Below are 20367 nucleotides of genomic sequence, written 5' to 3' on the forward strand. Positions count from 1 at the left end.
TTTTAGGAGGAACCAAATGAGCTTTTTTAGAAAATTAAAAGAAAGCATTTCCGGCAAAACGGAAAGTGTAACGAAACAATTCCGCGACGGATTAGAGAAAACCCGTAAAGGTTTTGTAGAGAAGGTCTCCGACCTTATCATCCGCCGCAAAAAGATAGATGAAGAGTTCTACGAAGAGCTGGAAGAGATTTTGATTGGTGCAGACGTGGGTGTAAACACTGTTATGACCCTTGTCGAGGATTTGCGTGCCGAAGTGAAGCAAAATCGGATTGAAGATGCTGCCGAGCTGAAGCCGATTTTGTCCCGTAAGCTTATGGAGCTGCTGCGTGGAGATGATGATAACAGCCTGAAGGAAAATCCGAATGGAATTACGGTTATTTTGTTCGTTGGGGTCAATGGCGTGGGCAAGACGACTACCATCGGCAAGCTGGCTCATCGTTACAAACAAGAAGGTAAAAAAGTTCTTTTGGCTGCAGGAGATACGTTCCGTGCCGGAGCGATTGAGCAGCTTGAGGTTTGGGGCCAACGCGCAGGTGTAGATGTCATTAAACAACAAGCAGGCTCTGACCCGGCGGCTGTAATGTACGATGCGGTCCAAGCGGCAAAGCAACGCAACGTGGATATCTTAATCTGCGATACTGCTGGCAGACTGCAGAATAAAAGCAATCTGATGGAAGAGCTCAACAAAATCTTCCGCGTCATTCAAAGAGAAATCCCAAGTGCTCCACATGAGGTACTGATGGTGCTAGATGCTACGACAGGTCAAAATGCACTTACACAAGCCAAGTTATTTGGTGAAAAGAGTGGCGTCACTGGCTTGGTCTTGACGAAGCTGGACGGTACGGCTAAAGGCGGAATCGTTGTAGCGATTCGTCAGGAAATGAATTTGCCGGTGAAGTTTGTAGGTCTTGGAGAAAAAATGGAAGACTTGCAGCCATTTGATTCGCAGCAGTTCGTACATGCTCTTTTTGCCGGATTAATTGCCGAGGAAGAAGAGTCAGAAGAATCGGAAGAGCAAGTGTAGTCAACAGCACAATATAAACATAAAGAAGTCATATTTACAAGGAATGCCCTCGAAGCTATATTTAGTTAGGAGGGCATTCCTTTTCTTTTTTATAAAGGGTTTGTCCGTCATTTTGTAGCAACTGCTAAGCGACTTTTAGAAAGTATAAATGCATCGCGTAAGGGATCCCTTTAAATAACAGCTTTCCCTCACTAATTAGCCTCCAGAAGCGATATTCTATGAATGAGGTACTGATATACAAATTCCATTGCCCTATAATTGTGCCTACAACTAGACCTGCATTTACGTAGCCATCTCGATCCTCATACTGTTGAAATTGCAAAATTAAAGAAAGAATTTCTTCGTCATAGTAACTCTCGGGAACATTCATAAGCTGGCCATCAGCCCAAACTCTAAGCATATCCTCGGTGTTGCTGATTTTTTGCCATTCTAGTTCATACTGTTTTCTTTGAGCGGAGGTGATAGGGGATGTGTTTTCGGTAATTTTTATAATTTTTTGCAGAGCTTCATTTGGGAGCTGACTAAGTGCTCTGGGATATAAGCCGATTTCAAATGAAGCGGCAATCTCCCTATAAGCCTTGACTGAATCAATAACATGAATAGGTTGCGTCCTCTCACTAAGAATAGAAAGTGCAAATCGTAAACCTGTCTGATCATGGGAGTTATCTCCGCACCAAATAGTGATTTTTTTGTCCTCGGGAATTTCTTTTAAGGTCTGAATCATGGCTGCCAGTTTATGCTGGGGATTTAAATGATAACCCTGATCCGGAAATCGTTCCTGAAACCATAACTCACGGGTATGATAGCCTTCATTATTATGTAATCCACGCAACGGTCCAGCAGAGAACGTCTCATTAAATGAAAGTACTCGTATTAAATGACGACAACCCAGATGACTAAGGGCTACCTTCATTGATCCCGCTTCAGACAGGCCAAATAACAGATAAATGTGATTCCGCCTAGTCTCTTCCTGCTCAATTGACATAGTATATTTGTGCTCCATAGGTCACTCTCCCATCGCAACAAATTATACCATACTCAATGAATCCACATCCTCAGGCAACTATATAAAAAATACATTATATGAAAAATTCATAACAGTAATGCTTGTCACACTTCCTGCATACAATTCAATGATGAATCTACATTTCTTCTCCGGCAACCTATATAAGAGAGAAAGGAAGCGATTCCAAAAAATACAAATATCTCCGGAATCACATTTCTCTGTTATATATGTTGACATGAACAAGTGGATTTACGTATTATGAGAATATAAACCAATATTTTCATGGGTGTTTTCTGAAATGGAAGTATAAGTTGTTAATAAAGATTACATCTATCGAAAGGAGTCGGGCTCATGTCCAAATTAGATCCTCTGCCAGGTCTGTCTCCGTATCCATTACAGCATTTTTTCGATGAAATGTATGCTGATAAGAGGAATGTCCGGCCGCACTACAGACATGTGAATCGCATGTTTTCCGGAATGAGCTCCGAAGAGCTGCAAGGGAAGCAAAATTTAATGCAGCGTAGGATGATGGAAGAAGGAATTACCTTTACGCTTTACAACCCGGCTCAAGATCATCCTATGGAGCGAACGATCCCCTTCGATATGATTCCACGTATTATCCCTAAGAATGAGTGGGAGAGGCTAGAAGCTGGAATTATTCAGCGTATCACAGCTTTGAATTTATTCATTCATGACATTTACCATGAGCAATACATTGTTAAAGATGGCATCGTCCCTAGGCGTATGATTATTTCCAACTGTTATTTCCGGCCAGAAATGTCAGGTCTGCGAGTGCCCGGTGGAGCTTATATCACCACCTCAGGAATCGATCTGATCCGCCACCACGATGGGCATTATTATGTACTTGAAGACAACCTGCGAACACCCTCCGGCTTTTCCTATCTTTTTAAAGGCAGAACACTTATGAATCAATTGTTTCCTGAATTGTCCTTTGCCAGCTCCATCCGAGATGTAGATCATAGCTTAAATCGCTTCTTATCCGTGCTTCGTAGTCTATCTCCTTCAAGAAGGTCAGATCCGGTTATAGCACTCCTAACGCCTGGAGAGTACAATTCTGCATATTATGAACATGCTTTTTTGGCACAGCAGATGGGTATACATTTGGTCGAAGGACGAGATTTGGTAACAAAGGATCACAAAATATATTTGAAAGAAATGAACGGACTGCGTCGCGTGGATGTGCTGTATCGTCGGTTGGATGATGATTACATTGATCCGCTAGCCTTTCAACCTGATTCTTTACTGGGTGTGGCAGGACTTATGAATGCATATAGGGCAGGTAACATAGCGATTGCTAATGCTCCGGGAACCGGTGTTGCAGATGATAAAGCGATGTATGTCTATGTACCGGATATGATTCGTTATTATCTGAATGAAGAGCCGATCCTTGGTAATGTGCCGACGTATTTGTTGTCCAGACCTGATGAACGCCTGTATGTTCTTGAGAACCTATCCGAAATGGTTGTTAAAGAAACCTCATTATCCGGAGGATATGGGATGTTGATCGGAAGTGAGGCGACCAAAGAAGAATTAGCGGAGTTCCGAATGAAAATTATTGCCGATTCGGACCGTTATGTGGCACAGCCAATTATGTCCTTGTCCAGAGCACCCGTATTGTCGGGAGGCACTATGGCACCCCGGCATATCGACCTTCGGGCTTTTGTATTAATGGGCGCAGACCGGAAACCACATGTCATACCTGGTGGATTAACACGAGTGGCTATGAAAGAAGGTTCACTAGTTGTGAATTCCTCGCAAGGCGGTGGCGTAAAGGATACTTGGGTTATGGCTTGATCTATTATCTTGTAAGCCTTGATTGTGAATCAAAAATATGCAGCATCAATTTGGAGGATAAAGGAGTGGCTAAAGATGCTGAATCGAAATGCGGAGGCTTTATTCTGGATCGGCCGATATATTGAAAGGGCAGAGAATCATGCGCGGCTAATCAATGTACATTATCATATCCAGCAGGAAGAGGATTTTCAAGAAGAAGGACATAAATGGTCGAGGCTTATCGATGCATTAGGAGTTCGAAGTGAATATTTGCAGCAGTTCGAAACCTTTTCTGAACAGGACGTGTTATCCTTTATTACACTTGATTTAGGCAATTCGAATTCATTATTCTCTTGCGTACATCATGCTAGAAATAATCTTCGAACACTGCGCCAGCATCTTCCAAGTGAGTTATGGGATATCGTCAACAGTTTTAATCTATGGCTTGGTGAGCGGTCAGTCGCTGATATTATGAGTGGCCCACATCATTTCTACCAGCAGGTGAAGGAACGTGCAGCTATGTTTCTAGGAGCAGAACAATCCGTAATGCTTAGGGGAAATGAATGGCATTTTATAGAGAGCGGCCGTTTTCTGGAACGTGCAGAGAATACGACGCGTATTTTGCAGGCAGTTATTGCCTCTTGCCGTTTTAAAGAGCTTAATGCAATTTATATTCAGTTACAGGCTGTGCTGAAATCGGTAAGTGGTTATCAGGCGTTTCGCCGTTATTATGCAGATGCTATGTCACCGGAGAGCATTTTAGATTTTTTGATCGCAAATCCCAAATTTCCACGTTCGATCCGCTTTTCTTTTCACCAGCTGGAAGAGCATTTAGCTAGGCTTGAATTAGATTCCTCAGAAAAAGGCTCAGGTCATGAGAAGGTCATCCGTCAAGCAGGAAAGCTGAAGGCAGAGCTGGATTATATGGAGAAAGAGGAAATGTCCGGTGAACTGGTGGAAGATGTGCTGCAATCACTCGTAATATCTTGCCAGAGACTGGGCAAAACGATGGAGGGCGCCTTTTTTCGGCGAGAAGGAGTATCTGTATGAAGATTCAAATCAATCACACCACCACATACAGTTATCCAGAGCCGGTTACGGACAGTGTCAATGAAATCAGGCTTACCCCACGCACCAACTATCGGCAATCCTGTTATCACCATGAGGTTGAAGTATATCCAGCAGCTAATCTATTAACGTATGAGGATTTTTTTGGTAATCGGGTGCATGCCTATTCAGTTAATAAACCACATACGGAAATGGTCATTCATACTAAAGCTACTGTAGTAACGCTTGATAAAGCCCAGGGTACCGATCTTCCGCGAACCAGCCTTGAAGAGCAAGTTAAACTATTAAATGATGAAAAGTTTCAGAACCGTTATATTGAGTTTATTTTGCCGACCCGTTATACCGAGGTGACTCCTGAATTAGTGGAGTTCGCCTCTCAGTACCCTTTTAGTGAAGCTGAAGATATGTATCAATGGATTCTGAGGTTATCTTCGACGATTTATGAACAGTTCACCTATGATCCTGAGGCAACAAGCGTAAATACAACGGTAAAAAAAGCCCTCAAACTCAAGCGGGGGGTCTGTCAGGATTATGCTCATCTCATGATCGCTGTCTGCCGCAGTGTGGGTCTGCCTTCAAGATATGTTAGTGGATATCATTTTGTCGGTGATCTACAGAGCAGCAATGCTAATTTCGAGCAGGCTTCACATGCTTGGGTGGAGACCCATATTCCGGGTACGGGCTGGCTTGGTTTTGATCCGACGAATAATGTTGAAGTGAACTGGCGTTATATCAAGCTGGGTCATGGACGGGATTATAAAGATATAGTACCTGTAAAAGGGGTATATCGCGGTGGAGCAGGCACACTGACTGTAAAAGTGGACGTACGCAAGCTGGACAACTGAACTGAAATAATTGAAACATCGAACATCGAACATCGAAACAATCAAAATATTTTAAATACTCTAAATATTCGAAACAAACTCTCCGCTCATCTTATTGAATGGGGAGATTTTTTTGTGCGGCGTGCCTAAATTCTGAAGATTTATGAACGAGATGATTCCATTACAGGTTTATTTGGGTAATCTTGATCCATAGTACTTATCTTACAGACATTAGAGGAGAGATTACATATGAGCCCAAACATATCTAAGAAACAAAGATTTATTGGAAAAACAGCGATTATAACCGGAGCGGGCTCGGGAATTGGCCGTGCTACCGCTATTAAGCTGGCGCGGGAAGGTGCAAATGTAGCATTGTTCGATTTAAATCTTGAAAGAACCTCTTCCTTGGCAGAAAAGCTTAATAAGCTTCGAAAAGATTGTGCGCTGGCCATAGAGGTAGATACTTCGGATGAGAAAAAGATGGAGGAAGCCGTACGTTGTACGGTGGAACAATTCGGAGGTGTGGATGTAGTATTCGCTAACGCGGGAATTAATGGCGCTGTGGGCCCGATAGAAGAACTAAGCTTGAGCGACTGGGAGCGTACGATGTCGGTGAACTTGACGGGGACTTTTTTGACTCTGAAATATACTATTCCTCATCTGAAAGATAAAGGGAAGGGCAGTATTATTATTACTAGTTCCATTAATGGGAACACTAGATTTGCCAGCTTTGGGTGGTCTACTTATAGCACTACCAAAGCTGGACAGGTGGCTTTTGCCAAAATGGCAGCTCTCGAGCTTGCTAAGTTTAAGATTCGTGTGAATGTGATCTGCCCTGGGGCTATTGCTACGAATATAGATGAAACCACTGAAATGAGCGAGGATGTAGAAGCAATCGTCATTCCGATTGAATTTCCTGATGGAGCGCAACCCTTGGCGGATGGACCGGGCAAGCCGGATAATGTCGCTGATCTCGTTGCTTTTCTGGCTTCGGATGAATCTATCCATATTACAGGTGCGCAAATCGTGATTGACGGCGCGGAGTCCTTGTTATCCTAATTTCGAGATCGCTTCCCGGTATTGCTCGTACCATTTATTCCATTCGTCTTTCCGTGACTCCAGCGTCGTGCCTTCCAAAAGATGCTGGATCACTTCTAGACAAACATGCCAGCCAGCGAGATCTCGTGGTGTATGCGGGGTAAGCGTTTGTAGTGTTTCGTTCAAGACGAGTAAACAGCCTTCTGAATTAGGGTATAACTCAAAACGAACAAGATCTTCAGCCCATGTAAACTCAAAAATAGATTGATGCTGCAGCACGGTAATTTCCATATCAACAAACGTTCCGTTTTGCATATCAAACTTTATAAGTCCGCCTTCACGCAGGTCCTCGATTTTTAATTCAGAGAACCATAAGGCAAGCTTCTCATTTTCGGTCAAATAGGACCAAATCTCAGTTGCGGAATGCTTTAACTGGCGTTCGAAACGAGCGACATAATGTTGATCTTCTTTTTGGATGTTAGCTAACATTTATATTTCTCCTTTGGACTACTGCGGTAGTCCTTTTTTTATTGAGTTGAGGATCATTAGAAAGAGTATAGCAATCGCCTGTGTTAATTGCACGATCCGGCTTGAAGCGTAACCTATAGGGAATAGAGGGCAATAAAATAGCGGGAGAAATAAGGTCATAAGCAAGTCCACGAGCTCGATTTGCGTACGGCGCGGAGATAGTGTTGGCGGGGAAAAGGGATTGAAGATAGGGATAAGTGCGTGATGAGGGTGAAAATGGAGTGATGAAGGTGATAAGTACGCATGACGGGGAAAAGGGAGTGAAGAGAGGGATTAAGTGAATGATGAATGGCGGAAGTAAACAGTAGCATCTACGGTGGCGAGGATGCATCGGCGTTGCGGACTGTATTGCAGCTAATTGGCGTTTTTGATGTGTTTATTAGAAGTATCGGACCGCATAGCGCTTATTGCTGCGATTTTAAAGAAAAGTAGGGCATGTTTGAGTGAATAGCTGCAACTGTGTCCGATAGCAGAGAGAATAAGCCTGAATTAATGAAATAAGGTCATCTGAGTCCGAACGTTACATGGTAGCGAGGATGCATCGGCGTTGCGGACTGTATTGCAGCTATTTGGCGTTTTTGGTGTGTTTATTAGAAGTATCGGACCGCATAGCGCTTATTGCCGCGATTTTGAACAAAAGTAGGGCGTATTTGAGCGAATAGGTGCAACTGAGTCCGATAGCAGAGAGAATAAGCCTGAATTTGTGAAATAAGGTCATCTGAGTCCGAACGTTATATGGTAGCGAGGATGCATCGGCGTTGCGGACTGTACTGCAGCTATTTGGTGTTTTTGGTGTGTTATTAGAAGTATCGGACCGCATAGCGCTTATTGCCACGATTTTGAACAAAAGTAGGGTGTGTTTGAGCGAATAGGTGCAACTGAGTCCGATAGCAGAGGGAATAAGCCTGAATTTGTGAAATAAAGTCATCTGAGTCCGAACGTTATATGGTGGCGAGGATGCATCGGCGTTGCGGACTGTATTGCAGCTATTTGGAGTTTTTGGTGTGTTTATTAGAAGTATCGGACCGCATAGCACTTATTGCTGCGATTTTGAACAAAAGTAGGGCGTATTTGAGCGAATAGGTGCAACTGAGTCCGATAGCAGAGGGAATAAGCCTGAATTTGTGAAATAAGGTCATCTGAGTCCGAACGTTACATGGTAGCGAGGATGCATCGGCGTTGCGGACTGTATTGCAGCTATTTGGAGTTTTTGGTGTGTTTATTAGAAGTATCGGACCGTATAGCGCTTATTGCTGTGATTTTGAACAAAAGTAGGGTGAGTTTGGGCGAATAGCTGCAACTGAGTCCGATAGTACAGCGAAAAGGACTAAATTAGCGAAATAAGGGCTGCTGGGTCCGAATGATCTATGGCGACGAAGAGGTAATGAAGGTACAAAGGATGTAGTATATGAGCAAGAGCTACTGGGTTCGATCGGTTTGCGGAGACCTGGATTCGCTAATGGATCGGACTGTATTGCAGCTTTTTGGTGTTTTTGGTTTGTATTTTGAACATATCGGACCGCATAGCGCTTATTGCTGTGATTTTGAACAAAAGTAGGGCGTGTTTGAGCGAATAGCTGCAACTGTGTCCGATAGTACAGCGAAATGGACTAAATTAGTGAAATAAGGGCTGCTGGGTCCGAACGATCTATGGCGACGAAGAGGTAATGAATGTGTAATAAAGGATGTAGTATACAAGCAAGAGCTCCTGGTTCCAAACGTTTCACGGTGGCCAGTGTATGCTGACATTGCGGTTATGGGCTTAGAATATGCATTGTGTACGATAGTTACAGAGTCTGAGCTATTCAACTGTGCGAGGAGGGCAAGGGGCATTTGAGTAAATAGCTCGCCATCCCTATAGTTAACAGCATAGGAAATATCTGAGAAAGCATTCCGGCACCTTGATGCAAATCCTAAGTCTTTTATGCTAAAATTAACGCAATTCCGTAAAATCTACTTTTGCTTAGGCAGGGTAGTTAATAGTGTGGCATTGGTGAAGGAGGCTGCGTATATGGGGATGATGTCTTGGTTAGCTGAGCAGCGGATTCAGGAGTCTATGCGTAACGGGGAATTTCGAGATTTACCTGGGCATGGCAAGCCGCTGGAGCTCGAGGATTTATCGGGTGTGCCGGAAGAATTGCGGATGTCTTTTAAAATCATGAAGAACTCCGGACTGGTGCCTGAGGAAATCTCTCTGCGAGCTGAATGTGTTACGTTGGAAGGATTGCTAGCGGCGTGTCATAATAGCGGAAGTGCAGAAACCAGTGAGGGCAAGGCTTTGCGGTCAAAACTGTCTATGAAAAGACTGCGTCTACAGGAGTTATTACGTGAACGCGGCTTGGATAGTAACCCTGCTTTTATGCAATACAGTGCTCAAATACACGAACAGATGATAAAGGAAGAGGAATAACGCTGGTTACGTTACTGCCTAAATGCCTACAGTCATTTGGACATCAGAATAAATAGTGTAAAATAAAAAGGCATCTCTTGGTCGTTTTAGACAGAAGAGCTGCCTTTTTGCTTGTTATGTGTAACTAAACATGTATACTCATTTAATTTGTTTAAAATATACCCATTCCGGATCGCCATCATCTAAATTCTCAATGACTCCGCTTTTAACAAACCCTTGAGAAAGACATAGTTGCTGCATGATCGTATTGGATTCATTGGTGGAGGTGAAAAGCTTGGGGGTGGGGCATTGTTCCTCGATGTAGCTAAGGAGTGTTTTGGCTATGCCTAGGCGTCTGTACTCAGGATCCACAATGACCAGCTGAATAAAACAACATTCGAAAAAGGTGGTATCGCAGCAAGCAAATCCTACAAACGTTCCATTATGCGATGCTACGTAACACTGCTCATGCTTGATATATTTTTCAATCTTCGATTTGCGGCTTTCATTGCCAATGATCTTGCTGTCTATTTTGGTGAGCATGGGTAGATCTGAAATTGTAGCTTTTGTTACGAATATCATAGTAAGTCTCCTTATTAATATTATAGAGGGTATGGATGGTAAGTCTTGATCTTTAAGGTTTTTTCACACATGATGAAGATGATCTAAGATAACTTCAAGGGAAATTATAACATATGATTATAGACGATGGAGAGATAGAATGAAACAACTTCCGATTATACAGGTGCTTCCTGACCTGAAAAACATACTTAACACTGCGCAGGCAGCAGTACTTATCGCTGAACCGGGTGCAGGCAAAACAACAGGAACGCCTCCGGCGTTTTTGGACGAGCCCTGGATGGCGGGTAAAAGCATTTTAATGTTAGAGCCTAGAAGGCTTGCTGCTAGATCTGCCGCCACTTACATGGCATCCTGCCTTGGAGAAAGTGTTGGACAGACGGTAGGTTATCGGATGCGGAATGACACTAAAGTAGGCAAAAATACGCGGATTGTTGTAGTCACTGAAGGAGTATTAACGAGAATGCTGCAAAGCGATCCTTCTTTGGGTGATGTGGGTTTAGTTATTTTTGATGAGTTCCATGAGCGCAGTCTTCATGCGGATTTGGGACTTGCCCTTACACTGGAAGCACAGGCTGTGCTGCGGGAGGATCTAAGGATTCTTATCATGTCAGCTACCTTGGACAGTGAGCGGGTGTCTGCTTTACTAGGCGATGCGCCCGTAGTAAATTGTCCGGGCAGAACCTATCCTGTAGAAACAATCTATGTGCCAACTACTGGGAATCTTCCACTGGAAAAAACTGCTGCAGCTGCTGTGAGACGTGCGCTTGTTGAACAACCCGGAGATATTCTCGTCTTTTTACCGGGGGAAAGAGAAATACGCAGAACTCAAAGTGAGTTGGAAAATGGAAGCTTGGCAGAGCAGACGGTAATTCGCCCTTTATATGGCCAGCTGCCACAAAATATCCAAGATGCAGCTGTGGCTGCATCTGTTCAAGGTGAACGAAAAGTAGTGCTCGCGACTTCTATCGCTGAGACAAGTCTAACGATTGAAGGCGTGCGAACGGTAATTGACACAGGGCAGCGCCGTACACAGGTATTCTCACCACGCACAGGAATGCCAAGTCTGACGACAGTCCCGGTATCGAAAGCCTCCGCGGATCAACGGCGGGGACGTGCCGGACGAACAGCCCCTGGCGTGTGCTACAGGCTGTGGAGTCAGGAGGAGCATAATCGACTTCCGGATGACAATGTGCCGGAGATTATGCAGACGGACCTTGCGCAGCTCGCTTTGGAGCTGGCGCTGTGGGGCGTGCGCGATCCTGCCGCGCTATCTTGGCTTGACGCGCCGCCCGCAGCGCCTTTTGCGCAGGGCACCGCGCTGCTGCGCCAGCTCGGCGCGCTGGACGTCGGCGGCGCCATTACGCCGCACGGCCACAGCATGGCCGCGCTTGGCACGCACCCGCGAGCCGCGCATATGCTGCTGCGCGCGGCAGAGCTTGGCGCAGCACCGCTCGCCTGCCGGCTGGCGGCGCTGCTGCAAGAGCGGGACCTTTTCAAGGGTCCCGCGGCCCTAGATTGCGACCTCACGCTCCGCGTTGAGGCGCTGCTCCGGTTCGAGCGCTCCGCTGATAGCGGCGGAGCGGACTCGGCGGCTCTGCGCGCTGTGCAGCGCGAGAGCCGCCATTTCCTGGCGCAGCTGCAAGCCGCGCCGGGCGAGAACGTGAACGACATCAGCCGCTGCGGGCTGCTTCTGTCGTTCGCCTATCCCGACCGGATCGGGCAGAAACGCGGCGATGGCGCGTTTCTGCTCTCCTCCGGTCGGGGGGCGGCCATGCGGGAAGGGCAACCGCTGGCCCGGTCATCTTATATCGTAGCTGCTTCGATCGATGATCGCGCTACACAGGGCGCAATTATGCTGGCAGCTGAGATAGAAGAAGGACAACTGCTTTCCTATCATGCAGACCGCATCACCGAGGAAGCGGATGTGTATTGGGATAAAGAAAGTGGAAGTGTGAAGAAACGTCGTCGCACAATGCTCGGCGCGTTGGTCTTAAAAGAAACTTCACATGAAAGACCCTCCGCGGAAGAAATGGCAAATGTACTATTAAGTGTCATTGCTACAGATGGCATTGAAATCCTACCGTGGGAGAAGGGAACCATACAGCTTCGCGAACGTTTGATGTTTATGCATACCTTACGTTCAGATTGGCCGGATGTATCAGATGTTGCTTTAATTGCTACTTTGGATGAATGGCTTTTGCCATATCTGCAAGGTATGAGGAACCTCCGCGACCTTCAGCGTGTACCGTTAGCGCGAGCGCTTGAGGGGATGTTAGACTGGAATCAGCGGCAGATGCTGGAAAAGGAGGCACCTACACATATATCTGTTCCTAGTGGCTCGCGTGTGCCTGTAGATTATACTAATCCTGCTGCCCCGGTATTGGCAGTAAGATTGCAAGAGATGTTTGGACAGCTGGACACACCTCGAATTGGAGGGGGAAAATTGCCAGTATTGCTGCATCTTTTGTCACCAGCTAGACGACCTGTGCAGGTAACCTCTGATCTAGCAAGTTTTTGGCGGGGGACCTATTTTGAGGTCAAAAAAGATCTGAAGGGACGGTACCCGAAGCACTATTGGCCAGATGACCCATTACAGGCTATTCCGACTAATCGTACACGTCCTGTAAAATAATTTATGGTTACATATGCTCTTGAAATTTTTCCTTAGATGTTTGGTCTCCCGTTTAAAGGGTAATTACTAGCGAAGACAATTACTAAGGAGGGCTTCAAGTGACTAAAAAAATCGTAGGTATTTTCGACACAGAACAAGAAGCAACCAGAGCAATTGAAGGACTTCACAATCAAGGATTTAATAATGATGAAATATCAGTAATCACACGTGATCGTGATGAGCTTAGAAACATCTCAGAGGATACAGGCACAAAAGCTCCAGAAGGAGTAGCAACAGGCGCTGCTACAGGTGGTGTAGTTGGCGGCGTTGCCGGACTATTAGCAGGGATCGGAGCATTGGCGATTCCGGGGATTGGACCGATTCTGGCGGCAGGGCCTATAGTTGCAACCCTTACAGGTGCAGCAGTTGGTGCAGGCGCAGGTGGATTAGTCGGCGGCTTGATCGGACTCGGTATTCCTGAGGATGAGGCTAAAGAGTACGAAGGTTATGTGGAAAGCGGCAAAATCCTTGTACTAGTCGATGATAATGGACGCGGCTATCAAGCACATGATGTGTTCCGCGGTAACCGTTCGCTGAATACTCAGCGTTACGAAGGCGTCTATAACGAAGACACTAGACTAGGAAATTCGATGGCTAACAGAGCGGATCGGACGGCTGAAGTCTACAACCGTGATAAAATATAAACATTATCATAACCTGCTTTTTAAGCGGTAAAAGGTTACAAGGAGCGATTCTCCGATTAATGGAGAATCGCTCCTTTGTATTTTTAGTCCATCGCGCCTCCCTTAATCACCCTTTGCTCATCTTCTTCTGAGGGGGACGGACCCAGATGACGCTATTGGCTAATTTTTGCTCTTTGCAGCAGGATTTCGGACTCCATGGACGCTATTCTATAGAATGAGGCTCATATTTGCTGTTTTTTATGCCAATAGCTGCAATGGGGTCCGATAGGGCTCCAAATATCGGATAATATTGCGTTTAAGGTCCGCTGTGTCCTTTGCTACTACGTACTTGATCGTTTCGGAGTGTCCTTATGCTGCTACGCACGTGCTGTCCTTGTATTGCTACGTAAGCGCACCCGGTCACGTGTCCTTATGCTACAGAGTATTCGCATCGGATTGCAACTCTGAACGTGCCCCGTTACGCAGTGTCCTTATGCTGTTACGCAGTGTCCTTAATACTACTACGCACGTGCTGTCTTTGTACTGCTATCTATGCGTACCCGATCACTGTGACCTTTGTTGGAGGGGCATCGTTCCGCTGACGTACATGCACCGTTCCCTAGAGTCCTTTTGCTATTACATACGTGCATCGTTCCACTATGTCCTTATATTGCTACGTAAGCGCACCCGGACTCTGTGTCCTTATCCTACTGAGCATACGCCCCCGGTTTTTTGCTAAGAAATCCCCCCGTATCGCAGCGCCCTTATGGTTTCTAAGCACATGCCTCGTTCCGCAGTGTCCTTATATGCTGCTACCTTGCACGATCTTAATCAAGGATACGAAGCATGCGGATGAAAGAATCAGCTGCCACGGATAACCTCATATCGCGATGGATTGCGAAGCCTATATTCCGGGGTGGAGGGGGATCATCTAATTGCAACTCGAAAAGTTCTCCTTTTTGAATCTCCTCAATTACAAAAGAACGGCTAATAAAGGCTACCCCGTAACCAAGTCTTGCGAATTCAGAGAGTAAATCGATGCTGCCCAGCTCTATATCTGGTTTAACGGACAATCCCTTACCAGCAAACCAATGATCAACAAACAGTCTGGTGCTGCTTTCTGGGGATAATAAAATAAAAGGTAACTCTGCAAGTTCTTTTGCCGTAAGCGAACGGTTTGCCAGTTCCTGAAAGGCTCGTCCCACTACAAAACAATCCTCAAGGGTGGCAAGCGTCTGAATACTTAATTGTGGATCGTCAATAGGCATATGGACGAGCGCACAGTCTATTTCGCCTTCTTTCAAACGTTTGGTGATCTCATGCGTTTTTCCGTGTGATAGCCGAATTCGTATGCCGGGATATTGTTTGTGGAATGCGTTCAATTGCGGAAGCAAAAGATTTTTTATAAGGGAATCACTCGCTCCAATCCGAACTTCTCCCTCGTTTAATTGCTTTAGATTATGAAGATGCTTTTGTGCAGAATCCAGCATGACTAAAGAGGGCTCAACATATTCCAATAACGCCCGTCCTTCCTCGGTTAGCTCTACACCTTTAGATAAACGATGAAATAATTTGAGGCCTAAAGAATCCTCCATTTGTTTAATGGCATAACTTACGGATGGCTGTGTAATATGCAATTCATTTGCAGCCTTTGTTAGATTTTTGTAACGAGCCGTATATAAAAAAATACGATACCATTCAAGGTTAAAGAATTTGATATAGATCACCTCTATGACAGTCTGTTGAAAATGTGATTTCATTAATTGCAACAATCTTATTATAATTTGGATATATAAATAATAAAAGAGTCGGCAATGGAGGTTTGAATATTATGGCAGGTAACACATTTGGAGAAGTATTTAAGATTACTACCTTTGGAGAGTCACATGGTGCAGCGGTTGGGGTCATAGTGGATGGAGTTACACCTAATGTTGAAATTGATGAAGCATATATTCAGAAACAGATGGATAGAAGGAAACCAGGCCAGTCCTCTGTAACTTCACCGCGTAAGGAATATGATGTGGTGCAAATACAATCAGGAATATTCGAAGGGAAAACAACCGGAACTCCACTCTTTGTAGTTCTGTACAACAAAGATATGAAACCGGAGGCCTATAACGATATTCAGCATTCATTTAGACCCGGCCATGCGGATTATACTTTTTTGCAGAAATACGGAATTCGCGATCATAGAGGCAGTGGACGGGCATCAGGCAGGGAAACAGCGGCAAGAGTAGCTGGCGGAGCGATCGCTCGGAAACTGCTCGAAAGAAGAGGGGTTGGGGTACTAGCCTACACGCAAGAGGTCGGAGGGATTAAGTGTCAAACCTTTGATGAAGATGTTATTGAACAAAATGCAGTCCGCGCCTGTGATGCTAAGGCTGGAGCTGAAATGATTAAAAAAATTGAACACTTAGCTTCGATTGGAGACAGCTGCGGAGGTATCGTGGAGTGTCGGATTAGAGGGGTTATTCCGGGTCTTGGAGAACCCGTATTTGATAAATTGGATGCAGAGTTAGCTAAAGCGATGTTATCTATTGGTGCTGTAAAAGGAATAGAGTTTGGAGCTGGATTCGAAGCGGCCTCTATGCTTGGAAGTGAACATAATGACGCGATGAATAAGGATGGATTTCTTAGTAACCATTCCGGTGGAATTATAGGCGGAATCAGTACAGGAGAAGAGATTATTTTTCGAATAAGTGTAAAGCCTACATCCTCGATTTCTGTTACTCAACAGACCATAAACACGAATGGTGAAGAAGTTGAGATTAAAACGGAGGGCAGACATGATCCATGTATCTGTCCGAGAATCGTCCCGGTTGTTGAAGCAATGGCTTGCTTAGTATTGGAAGATCTTTATAAAAGACAAGCTGCTATTTTTGGATGAAACACTTTATAAAATGAAACAAATCAAAGACTGCACCTCTTAGCAATAGACTGTGAGGTGCAGTCTTTTTTGCATATGTGGTATCATATGGATAATCATTCAAATTATGCTTTGTCTCTAGCTATGCCATAAGATACAGTACAGCGAAAAGGAGGGAATAGATGAGAATCTTTGTTGCAGGTGCTGCTGGTGTGATTGGACGGTCATTGCTTCCTAAGTTACTACAAGCGGGGCATGAGGTTATCGGTCTGACCCATAAAGAAGAAAACAAAACAATCCTTGAGAGCTTAGGGGCACAAGCGGTAATCGCGGATGTGTATGAGCGTGAGTCTATATTTGCGGCTATTCAAGCAGCCCAACCTGAAGTGGTAATTCATCAGCTGACTTCATTAAGTCAGCGGAATTTTGCAGATAATTCAAAGATAAGAATAGAAGGAACACGAAATATTGTCGATGCTTCACTGACAAGCGGGGTTAAACAGATTATTGCCCAAAGTATCTCTTGGGCTTATGAAGCTGGTGAGGGACCTGCCACGGAGAATACTCCATTAGATACTAATGCTTCTGAATCCCGGATGAGAACCATTGAGGGTATCCGCTCACTTGAAAAGGCAGTTGCAGAAATTCCTAATCATGTGATTTTGCGGTACGGAATGTTGTACGGCCAAGGGACTTGGTATGATGCTGCGGGATTAATGACAGAAGAAATTCGACAAGGGAGACTGACTGCAACAGAAGCGGTTACGTCATTCCTTCATGTGGAGGATGCAGCTAACGCGGCGGCGCTTGCTCTGAACTGGCCTTCTGGTCCAGTTAATATTGTGGACAATGAACCTGCGCGAGGAATAGATTGGGTGCCTGTTTTTTCTGAAATCTTGGGAGCTCCTAGACCTCCTTTGCATATGGGCAGAGAAGGCTGGGAACGGGGAGCGTCCAATACAAAAGCTCGAATGGATTACGGATGGAGTCCATCATACCCGTCATGGAGGTCAGGTTTTGCTCAGAGCTTGAAAGGTTAAAGATGAATCCAAACATGTAGAAGGAGAGATGACATGAGTAAATTAAAGAATTTTTCTTTAGTAGTCGTGAATTTAATTGCTGATCTATGGTTTGGAATCGTTCGAAAACCAGAGTTTTATGATAAACACACCGTTACTAGAACAAAGAAAGGGTATGTCCTGTTTGTATCTATGGCAGGCATTATCGCAGTGGGTTCAGCTTTTTGGTTATGCTCAAGAATATATTAGAAAAAAGGCTGCCCATTGGCGGTCTTTTTTTTGAGATTGGATGTCAGAAAGCTAGAATGTTATGTTACTACTTAATAGATGGTTAAAACAGGCTCCTTATTATGTTCAGCGCATAAGATTAATGTCTAAACTCATGGATGAAAATCGTGCCAAAGTGACGCTTATTGCCGCCTCAGCTGGGTTTGGAAAAACGACACTTGCGGCCGAATGGGCTCGTACTCATTCCGATGAGGTTGCATAGCTTGCAGATAACCATCTTGTACGATTCTGGTTAAATTTGCATGCTGCAATTGAGAGAATCTTTCGCCCCTTTTTAAATCGCTTGGATTTGTTTATCCAGTCTGTTCGTGACGGTTCAGTAGAAACTGCGATTCCTCTTTTATTAAACGATCTGCATTCTCTTCCAGGCTCTATTACACTTATAATGGATGATTATCATGCGATTACGAATCAATCGATTCATGAAAGTATGGGCTTTTTCATCGGACATCTTCCGGCTAATGTGAAGCTTGTAATATTGAGTAGAACCCTCCTGCCACTCGCCTTATCCCGCCTAAGAGCACAACAGGAACTTCTAGAATTAAGTAACGATGATCTGAGGTTTACATTTGACGAAAAAGATGAGCTGCAATCTCAATCCTTGAGCGAGCATCTTACACAAGAAGAGTTATTTTTGTTCGAGCAAAAAACAGATGGATGGGTAGCGGGTTTGATTCTTGCCTTCCGCTCTTTTTCAGGAAGGGCTGGTCTTGGAAGCTATCCAGCATGCTTTTGAGGCAGAGGATTATACGTTTTCTGCATCATGTATGGATAGGCCTTTCAATTCAATTATCAAAGATGGCGATGAATCTTCATTGCTAGATTTATTAGATAAGTTGCCGATCAAAAATAGATTGTGCACCCTGATTTGTTTTATTTTCAAGCGGGTTCGATGGCTGTCGCTGGACGATCAGATGATGCCAAACGCTTCTTACAAAAGGTTGAACTTTTCATGGAAGAGGAATTTATTATTCCGGAAAAAGAGCAAGCCCTAATTCAAATGCGGTTGGATCTGTATCGTGCTTCGGTTGCATTTTATCAGGGGGACGTGGATACGTTCGTTGAGCTATTGGACCAAAACAGGGAAGGCACAGAGAGATTTGCATCTATAGTAAACGTTACAAGGACATGGTTTTGTATTTTTGGCGGATCTTTTCTATGAACGGAATCATCTTAAAGATGCAAACGTCCAACTGGACAAAGCGCTTGTCATGTGTAATTCCTCGAAGCATGTGGGTGCCAGGGATTATTTTGCAAGCTAAAATGTTAAAAGCAATGGGGTATGTGGAAGATGCAGCGGAGGTTTTGCAGACAGCTATTGCGGAACTTAAGCAATATCATTCTCCTCGCTGGGAAAGATTGCTGGAAGCCGCATATATTCGAATTCAGTTCTCGCAAGGACTGTTAAGTAGCGGTGATGAATGGCTAACGAAAAGGCATATTAGTGCAAATGATAAACCTAATGTTGCCCGGGAATACGAACAAATCACACTCGCGCGTATGCTGATGGTCCGTCAAGCTTATCAAAAGTTTGAGGTTAAAAACCGGGTAAAGCCGTTTCTAAGATAAAAGAAAAGCATTTGCTTTAAATCGGCAAAAGACTAATATAACAGTTTATTACCAAACATTTACTTTAAGAAGTGATACTATGGAATACAGAAGGTTATAGGACTAGCGAGGAGGAAATGTAAATGCAATTAATGGCATGGTCTGATTACGAGATTTCATATGACTTAAATAATGATTTTTCTATTCGTAAGGCAGAGTCGGAAGAATGGGGACTGTATTGTTCCATTTATTATAATATGCAATATAATGGTTTTTTTAAAGAAGAAAGGTTCAATTCTGCCCAAAGAAACGCTTTTTGGATCTATAAAGGCGAGTCTAAAATAGGTGGAGTAAGGATGTCGCCTAACCGGATATATCATTTATTTGTTATTCCACCGTTTAACGATACATTTGTGGTGCTGAAGCTATTAAAAAAGCTTTTGATTTATTGGTCGGATAGAACAAAACCTATAAAAACCTTCGAGGTTCTGCCAGACCAGGTTCAATTATTTGCGCGGGCAGGGTTTTGGCCTGATGAGTTCAGATGCCGTTGGATGCACCGTCCTACAGATTATTTTGAGGTCGAATGGAACAAAGAGTTAAGGATTGAAAGTCCTCAGATCGAAGATAATGGTTTGGGCGCTAAACGTTTTATTCTTGAAGAGCAGATCGCCGAATGTAACTATGCGAGCTTTGATGGAAGTCTTGAGGCAACAAGGAGAAAGAAATTCTCTTATGAAGATTTTATCCCAAGTGAAGAACCAAATTATACAAATGAAGTATTACTTACAGCGTCCACGCTTGTGTATGATAAGAAATCGGGACAGCTAATTGCGAATTGTCTCTTGGGTTTACAAGATGATTACGCAGCAGTTTACAGTATTGGTGTAATACCTGCTTACAGAGGAAAAGGGATTGCTACACGGATGTTGAAAAGAGGACTTAATCTCCTGAAAGATAAGTATCCGATCCTAAGGTTATATGTCATGGAAGGTAATGACGCGGAGTCTGTTTATTTAAATCTAGGATTTGTCCCTGGAGTACAAGAGATACAGAGTATGTATATTCCTATGCACGATTAAGAAAGGCTGCCAGATGG

General features: G+C 44.3%; 21 protein-coding genes. 17 read left to right on the forward strand and 4 right to left on the reverse strand.

Annotated features, from left to right (window positions below):
• Positions 1-16: 16 nt before the first annotated feature.
• Positions 17-1024, forward strand: coding sequence for a signal recognition particle-docking protein FtsY (gene ftsY / locus MHB56_RS27445; RefSeq protein WP_036686498.1), 1008 nt, complete (start codon positions 17-19; stop codon positions 1022-1024).
• A 124-nt stretch (positions 1025-1148) separates the two neighbouring features.
• On the opposite strand, the gene MHB56_RS27450 is transcribed toward ftsY, so the two are convergent.
• On the reverse strand, positions 1149-2027 hold the full coding sequence (locus MHB56_RS27450; RefSeq protein ID WP_341144231.1) for a DUF1835 domain-containing protein: 879 nt from the start codon (positions 2025-2027) through the stop codon (positions 1149-1151).
• Positions 2028-2381: 354 nt separating this feature from the next.
• Here MHB56_RS27450 and MHB56_RS27455 point away from each other — a divergent pair, with 354 nt between their 5' ends.
• The 4 genes from MHB56_RS27455 (at position 2382) to MHB56_RS27470 (ending at position 6775) form a co-directional block, all read left to right on the forward strand.
• Positions 2382-3845: a circularly permuted type 2 ATP-grasp protein gene (locus MHB56_RS27455; protein WP_280752816.1), complete on the forward strand. Its 1464-nt coding sequence runs from the start codon at positions 2382-2384 to the stop codon at positions 3843-3845.
• Positions 3846-3920: 75 nt separating this feature from the next.
• Complete coding sequence (locus tag MHB56_RS27460; protein WP_076104260.1) at positions 3921-4874, forward strand: alpha-E domain-containing protein; 954 nt, start codon at positions 3921-3923, stop codon at positions 4872-4874.
• Complete coding sequence (locus MHB56_RS27465; protein WP_280752817.1) at positions 4871-5737, forward strand: transglutaminase family protein; 867 nt, start codon at positions 4871-4873, stop codon at positions 5735-5737. Before MHB56_RS27460 ends, MHB56_RS27465 begins: the two co-directional genes overlap by 4 nt.
• A 228-nt stretch (positions 5738-5965) precedes the next feature.
• Complete coding sequence (locus MHB56_RS27470) at positions 5966-6775, forward strand: SDR family oxidoreductase (protein WP_036686506.1); 810 nt, start codon at positions 5966-5968, stop codon at positions 6773-6775.
• On the opposite strand, the gene MHB56_RS27475 is transcribed toward MHB56_RS27470, so the two are convergent.
• Entirely contained in the window at positions 6767-7243 is a 477-nt protein-coding gene (locus tag MHB56_RS27475) for an SRPBCC family protein (protein ID WP_076301879.1), read from the reverse strand. The two genes, MHB56_RS27470 and MHB56_RS27475, sit on opposite strands and share 9 nt — an antisense overlap.
• Positions 7244-7570: 327 nt before the next feature.
• Between MHB56_RS27475 and MHB56_RS27480 the strand changes: the two genes are divergently transcribed.
• The 3 genes from MHB56_RS27480 to MHB56_RS27490 all read left to right on the forward strand — a co-directional run bounded on the left by MHB56_RS27480 (position 7571) and on the right by MHB56_RS27490 (position 9692).
• The gene (locus MHB56_RS27480) at positions 7571-7714 is read left to right on the forward strand and encodes a hypothetical protein (protein ID WP_175619946.1); all 144 of its coding nucleotides are present in this window, start codon (positions 7571-7573) and stop codon (positions 7712-7714) included.
• Positions 7715-8690: 976 nt separating this feature from the next.
• A complete protein-coding gene (locus MHB56_RS27485) occupies positions 8691-8840 on the forward strand; it encodes a hypothetical protein (protein ID WP_248548164.1) in 150 nt (49 codons plus the stop codon).
• Positions 8841-9293: 453 nt separating this feature from the next.
• Complete coding sequence (locus MHB56_RS27490) at positions 9294-9692, forward strand: DnaJ family domain-containing protein (RefSeq protein ID WP_076218040.1); 399 nt, start codon at positions 9294-9296, stop codon at positions 9690-9692.
• 138 nt (positions 9693-9830) lie between these two features.
• Here MHB56_RS27490 and MHB56_RS27495 read toward each other — a convergent pair whose 3' ends face one another.
• Positions 9831-10253 (reverse strand): GNAT family N-acetyltransferase, encoded by a 423-nt coding sequence (locus MHB56_RS27495; protein WP_341144232.1) that lies wholly within the window; start codon positions 10251-10253, stop codon positions 9831-9833.
• Positions 10254-10392: 139 nt separating this feature from the next.
• Between MHB56_RS27495 and hrpB the strand changes: the two genes are divergently transcribed.
• Both hrpB and MHB56_RS27505 read left to right on the forward strand, forming a co-directional pair.
• The gene (gene hrpB, locus MHB56_RS27500) at positions 10393-12885 is read left to right on the forward strand and encodes an ATP-dependent helicase HrpB (protein ID WP_341144233.1); all 2493 of its coding nucleotides are present in this window, start codon (positions 10393-10395) and stop codon (positions 12883-12885) included.
• Positions 12886-12983: 98 nt separating this feature from the next.
• A complete protein-coding gene (locus tag MHB56_RS27505; protein WP_076126136.1) occupies positions 12984-13568 on the forward strand; it encodes a general stress protein in 585 nt (194 codons plus the stop codon).
• 806 nt (positions 13569-14374) lie between these two features.
• On the opposite strand, the gene MHB56_RS27510 is transcribed toward MHB56_RS27505, so the two are convergent.
• A complete protein-coding gene (locus tag MHB56_RS27510; RefSeq protein WP_076308077.1) occupies positions 14375-15307 on the reverse strand; it encodes a LysR family transcriptional regulator in 933 nt (310 codons plus the stop codon).
• A 71-nt stretch (positions 15308-15378) separates the two neighbouring features.
• Here MHB56_RS27510 and aroC point away from each other — a divergent pair, with 71 nt between their 5' ends.
• From aroC to MHB56_RS27545, 7 genes are all read left to right on the forward strand, one after another.
• The gene (gene aroC / locus MHB56_RS27515) at positions 15379-16434 is read left to right on the forward strand and encodes a chorismate synthase (RefSeq protein WP_341144234.1); all 1056 of its coding nucleotides are present in this window, start codon (positions 15379-15381) and stop codon (positions 16432-16434) included.
• 161 nt (positions 16435-16595) lie between these two features.
• Positions 16596-17453, forward strand: a complete 858-nt coding sequence (locus tag MHB56_RS27520) for an NAD-dependent epimerase/dehydratase family protein (protein ID WP_076183766.1) — start codon at positions 16596-16598, stop codon at positions 17451-17453.
• Positions 17454-17486: 33 nt separating this feature from the next.
• Positions 17487-17681, forward strand: coding sequence for a hypothetical protein (locus MHB56_RS27525; RefSeq protein WP_076126143.1), 195 nt, complete (start codon positions 17487-17489; stop codon positions 17679-17681).
• 277 nt (positions 17682-17958) lie between these two features.
• Positions 17959-18456, forward strand: a complete 498-nt coding sequence (locus MHB56_RS27530; protein ID WP_341144235.1) for a hypothetical protein — start codon at positions 17959-17961, stop codon at positions 18454-18456.
• Between the two features lie 156 nt (positions 18457-18612).
• Positions 18613-18882, forward strand: a complete 270-nt coding sequence (locus MHB56_RS27535; RefSeq protein WP_341144236.1) for a hypothetical protein — start codon at positions 18613-18615, stop codon at positions 18880-18882.
• On the forward strand, positions 18879-19289 hold the full coding sequence (locus tag MHB56_RS27540) for a hypothetical protein (RefSeq protein WP_341144237.1): 411 nt from the start codon (positions 18879-18881) through the stop codon (positions 19287-19289). The genes MHB56_RS27535 and MHB56_RS27540 overlap by 4 nt, the downstream gene beginning before the upstream one ends.
• 122 nt (positions 19290-19411) lie before the next feature.
• Complete coding sequence (locus tag MHB56_RS27545) at positions 19412-20350, forward strand: GNAT family N-acetyltransferase (RefSeq protein WP_341144238.1); 939 nt, start codon at positions 19412-19414, stop codon at positions 20348-20350.
• The last annotated feature ends 17 nt before the right edge of the window (positions 20351-20367 follow it).

The sequence above is a fragment of the Paenibacillus sp. FSL H8-0315 genome, assembly GCF_038005365.1.
Lineage (GTDB): Bacteria > Bacillota > Bacilli > Paenibacillales > Paenibacillaceae > Paenibacillus_AQ > Paenibacillus_AQ odorifer.

What these genes read in the sequence shown, in the direction of transcription:
- ftsY (WP_036686498.1), top strand. Translation starts at nt 17, where the DNA reads ATGAGCTTTTTTAGAAAATTAAAAGAAAGCATTTCCGGCAAAACGGAA.
- MHB56_RS27450 (WP_341144231.1), bottom strand. Translation starts at nt 2,027, where the DNA reads ATGGAGCACAAATATACTATGTCAATTGAGCAGGAAGAGACTAGGCGG.
- MHB56_RS27455 (WP_280752816.1), top strand. Translation starts at nt 2,382, where the DNA reads ATGTCCAAATTAGATCCTCTGCCAGGTCTGTCTCCGTATCCATTACAG.
- MHB56_RS27460 (WP_076104260.1), top strand. Translation starts at nt 3,921, where the DNA reads ATGCTGAATCGAAATGCGGAGGCTTTATTCTGGATCGGCCGATATATT.
- MHB56_RS27465 (WP_280752817.1), top strand. Translation starts at nt 4,871, where the DNA reads ATGAAGATTCAAATCAATCACACCACCACATACAGTTATCCAGAGCCG.
- MHB56_RS27470 (WP_036686506.1), top strand. Translation starts at nt 5,966, where the DNA reads ATGAGCCCAAACATATCTAAGAAACAAAGATTTATTGGAAAAACAGCG.
- MHB56_RS27475 (WP_076301879.1), bottom strand. Translation starts at nt 7,243, where the DNA reads ATGTTAGCTAACATCCAAAAAGAAGATCAACATTATGTCGCTCGTTTC.
- MHB56_RS27480 (WP_175619946.1), top strand. Translation starts at nt 7,571, where the DNA reads ATGGCGGAAGTAAACAGTAGCATCTACGGTGGCGAGGATGCATCGGCG.
- MHB56_RS27485 (WP_248548164.1), top strand. Translation starts at nt 8,691, where the DNA reads ATGAGCAAGAGCTACTGGGTTCGATCGGTTTGCGGAGACCTGGATTCG.
- MHB56_RS27490 (WP_076218040.1), top strand. Translation starts at nt 9,294, where the DNA reads ATGGGGATGATGTCTTGGTTAGCTGAGCAGCGGATTCAGGAGTCTATG.
- MHB56_RS27495 (WP_341144232.1), bottom strand. Translation starts at nt 10,253, where the DNA reads ATGATATTCGTAACAAAAGCTACAATTTCAGATCTACCCATGCTCACC.
- hrpB (WP_341144233.1), top strand. Translation starts at nt 10,393, where the DNA reads ATGAAACAACTTCCGATTATACAGGTGCTTCCTGACCTGAAAAACATA.
- MHB56_RS27510 (WP_076308077.1), bottom strand. Translation starts at nt 15,307, where the DNA reads ATGAAATCACATTTTCAACAGACTGTCATAGAGGTGATCTATATCAAA.
- aroC (WP_341144234.1), top strand. Translation starts at nt 15,379, where the DNA reads ATGGCAGGTAACACATTTGGAGAAGTATTTAAGATTACTACCTTTGGA.
- MHB56_RS27520 (WP_076183766.1), top strand. Translation starts at nt 16,596, where the DNA reads ATGAGAATCTTTGTTGCAGGTGCTGCTGGTGTGATTGGACGGTCATTG.
- MHB56_RS27525 (WP_076126143.1), top strand. Translation starts at nt 17,487, where the DNA reads ATGAGTAAATTAAAGAATTTTTCTTTAGTAGTCGTGAATTTAATTGCT.
- MHB56_RS27535 (WP_341144236.1), top strand. Translation starts at nt 18,613, where the DNA reads ATGGCTGTCGCTGGACGATCAGATGATGCCAAACGCTTCTTACAAAAG.
- MHB56_RS27540 (WP_341144237.1), top strand. Translation starts at nt 18,879, where the DNA reads ATGAACGGAATCATCTTAAAGATGCAAACGTCCAACTGGACAAAGCGC.
- MHB56_RS27545 (WP_341144238.1), top strand. Translation starts at nt 19,412, where the DNA reads ATGCAATTAATGGCATGGTCTGATTACGAGATTTCATATGACTTAAAT.